This is a genomic window from Rhodohalobacter sp. (genome assembly GCF_041686455.1).
Taxonomy (GTDB): Bacteria; Bacteroidota; Rhodothermia; order Balneolales; family Balneolaceae; genus Rhodohalobacter.
Map to the genome: position 1 here is coordinate 5,853 of NZ_JAWLDW010000113.1, position 2,964 is coordinate 8,816.

2 protein-coding genes and 1 tRNA gene are annotated in these 2,964 nt (G+C 43.3%); 1 reads left to right on the forward strand and 2 read right to left on the reverse strand.

The features are described from left to right. Positions 1-141: 141 nt before the first annotated feature. Positions 142-1,494: a M24 family metallopeptidase gene (locus tag ACESM0_RS11345; protein WP_372906325.1), complete on the reverse strand. Its 1,353-nt coding sequence runs from the start codon at positions 1,492-1,494 to the stop codon at positions 142-144. A 267-nt stretch (positions 1,495-1,761) separates the two neighbouring features. On the opposite strand from ACESM0_RS11345, the gene ACESM0_RS11350 reads away from it, so the two are divergent. After that, positions 1,762-1,835, forward strand: a tRNA-Pro gene (locus ACESM0_RS11350). Positions 1,836-2,361: 526 nt separating this feature from the next. On the opposite strand, the gene ACESM0_RS11355 is transcribed toward ACESM0_RS11350, so the two are convergent. Beyond that, positions 2,362-2,964, reverse strand: a 603-nt coding sequence (locus tag ACESM0_RS11355) for a hypothetical protein (protein WP_372906326.1), incomplete at its 5' end; no start/stop codon positions are given.

Sequence of the window (2,964 nt, forward strand, 5' to 3'; positions counted from 1 at the left end):
ATTGAGTAAGATTTGATATAAAACAGAAAAGCCCCAAAATTGGGGCTTCATAAGCGAGCCTACCTGCGCTATTTTAAACATTGATATTTTGCAGTTCAGAAAAGCTTCGGAAGGCAGGCCGGTCATTTATGGCCGGATGCTTTAATTCGAAGAGATCAGAATCAGATCTTCCTGCGGCTCGGTTAAATATTCAGCGCCGGTTTCTGTAACAACGGCCATCTCTTCAACAGAGATCGTTTTGGTTCCGCCCTCAATTTCCCACATGTAAAAACCATCGTAGGCAAAAACATTTCCAACACGGAGAGGTTCGTAAGCCGTCGAACTTGGATCGCGACCCTCTTGTGCTCCACCCAGACTGGGACCCACATCATGAGCAACATATCCCACCGGATGACCGGTATTCCACATTACATTCATCGATCCATTTTCTGCAAGCCAGTTTCTTTGAACGCGATCCACCTCTAATCCGGTAATTCCGGGCTGCATCACTTCAAGTACCATACGGTTGGCGTCTCTTGCCACATCCCAGTACTTCTGAATGTCAGCCGGGGGCTCACTTTCATCAGGGTGTAGAACGTAAGCAAAACGCTGAATATCGGTCACCCACATATCGTGAACTTTGATTCCAAAGTCGATCTGGATGACATCACCCGGACGTATAATCTTATCCGTTGGATGAGCATGACCGCGATCGGGACCGGAGTTCACGGCCGGGTTTTGATCGGGAGACCAAGCGTCGGTTACACCGTGATCCCGCATTTTAGCTTTTAAAAAATCTGCTACATCCTTATCGGTTGTTTCGTTCGGAATAACTTGCTGGTAGGCTTCAACCTCCCATTGTGCCGTCAGTTCGGCGGCTTTCCGAAGAATGTCAACTTCAGCAGGGGTTTTAACGGAGAGCCATTCGAAGACCAACTCTTCGGAAGAGACAATTTGATTTACAACCGGCTGGGTCAAAAGATCTGTCAGACGTTGATGCTGAGTAAAACTGAGGCCGTCTGCTATTTCGTTTGTCTCGCTAAAGTTGAGGGCCAGCTTACCAATAATATTTTGGTTGATATAGTCTGCTGCTTCAACCAAAGCTCCCGGATTCCGGTCGACAACCGCTATGCTGTCATGAAGGGCAATATCCTGAAGTGCTGTGGCTTCTCCCGGAGGTGTGAAAACGATTGAGTAAACATCACCATCAACCAGTTGGAAAAGAAATACAGACGGTGCCACTGCATTTTCGCAGCCCACATGGCGAGCTAACGGATCGTTGTTGTTGGAACGACAAAGTATGGCCCATGCTTCCACTTTCGCCCGTTTCATCGCTTCCGGCAGTAGGGATTGAATACGGTCTTTCCTGATGTCGGGCCAGGGACTAGGACCGTCGAACGGATTATTTGTCGATTGTTGAGGGTTTGAAGAACAGGAAGAGAGCAGCAGCAGAATTGTGATAAGTGAAAGTCCGTTTCGAACCATATATGTCTGATTGAATTGAAATTTTCCCAATATGAGAAAATTATTTCAATTAAGGCAGGGTGAACTTTTTAAATAGTGAAAAGGGGTGGAGTAGTACAAATGGATGGGATACCGTGTGAGATATTTATTCGTAGATGAAATACGGAACTGTTTTTGGATCTTAATATCCACCGAATTAACGTTGTATTTAGGTTTAAATACCGCTAATTTTCATTTCTGTATGGTAAAGTTAAACCGCTGTTATTCTATTGCTATTTAAAAGTTCGATAGAGTACTAAAATCGGCGTTTAAACACAACGGGACGTGGCTCAGTTCGGTAGAGCACTCGGCTGGGGGTCGAGGGGTCGCAGGTTCAAATCCTGTCGTCCCGACAACAATAAGCTCACTGCATATCGCAGTGGGCTTTTCTTTTTTCAACAACTGGTTTAATCAACTCAATTTCTGTTTTTTCTTTGTGGAGGTATGCTCCACGGTTTCCCGAGTAATTCGGGATCGTCCCGACAAAAAAGGACGTTAGTAAATTACTAACGTCCTTTTTTAGTATATAGCAATAGATGAAGTAGCCGATGCCATTCTATGCCAACTAGATTAGTTCACTTCAATTGACGGCGGGCGTTTTCTGAATTCAAGTTTTTCTAAAAAAAACTTTTACAAAAAGTGGGGGTTATAAAAATATCTCTTGTCTAAGGTATAGAAATAAAAAAACCGCACAACAGGGTCAGCCATTGTGCGGTTCAAGTATGTGTTCGTACTTGTTGTTAGTTCTCAAGTTTTTCTACAGCTACATCTGTATGGATAAGATGTGTTCTCAACCCATGTACATAATACCGTCTATTCCGGAAAGAATACAATACTTTTAGTTAACGGATAGTTGACAATTAGTTGACTAAATGCCGTTTAAGAGTCCTGATGGGTGATTTTTATCTTGTCAAGATTTACATCGATAACTTTAACCCTTTTGTCGGTCTGACTCTTCTTTTCTTCAATAATTTCGTAATCGCTCTCGCTGTTAATTACTTGTATAACTTTCCGCCGGGTTCTGGATTTGTAGGAAGAATGTGTGTTATCAGAAAAGAGCTTTTGATCAAGATCTGAGATGAGCATTTCTGAGGTGCCTTCCTGTTTCATCTGGTAGATAACATCAAACACTCTTGACAGGTAAACGTCACCGGAGTGGCTGAATTTTTTGCCGTCAAAATAGACAGCCAGTTCTTCTTCACCGTCTTTAGAAATCTCCATGATGTAAGGAGATGATTTTGTTCGATGTTTCGATCTGTCTCTGTCGCCGCTTGAAAGAATATTTCGGTAAAAAAACCACCCAAGAATGATGAGAAAGAGCCCACCAAAAGAACCCAGAATCATTGTTGTTTTATACCCGTCATCTTCCTGAAACTGGACGACCGAAAGTGCAGGATGCGATAAATCAAATTCGAAAGTGCGTAATATCAACTGGTCGCGCCGGTTTGTAGAAAACGGGTGACCTAAAATAACCCAGTGATC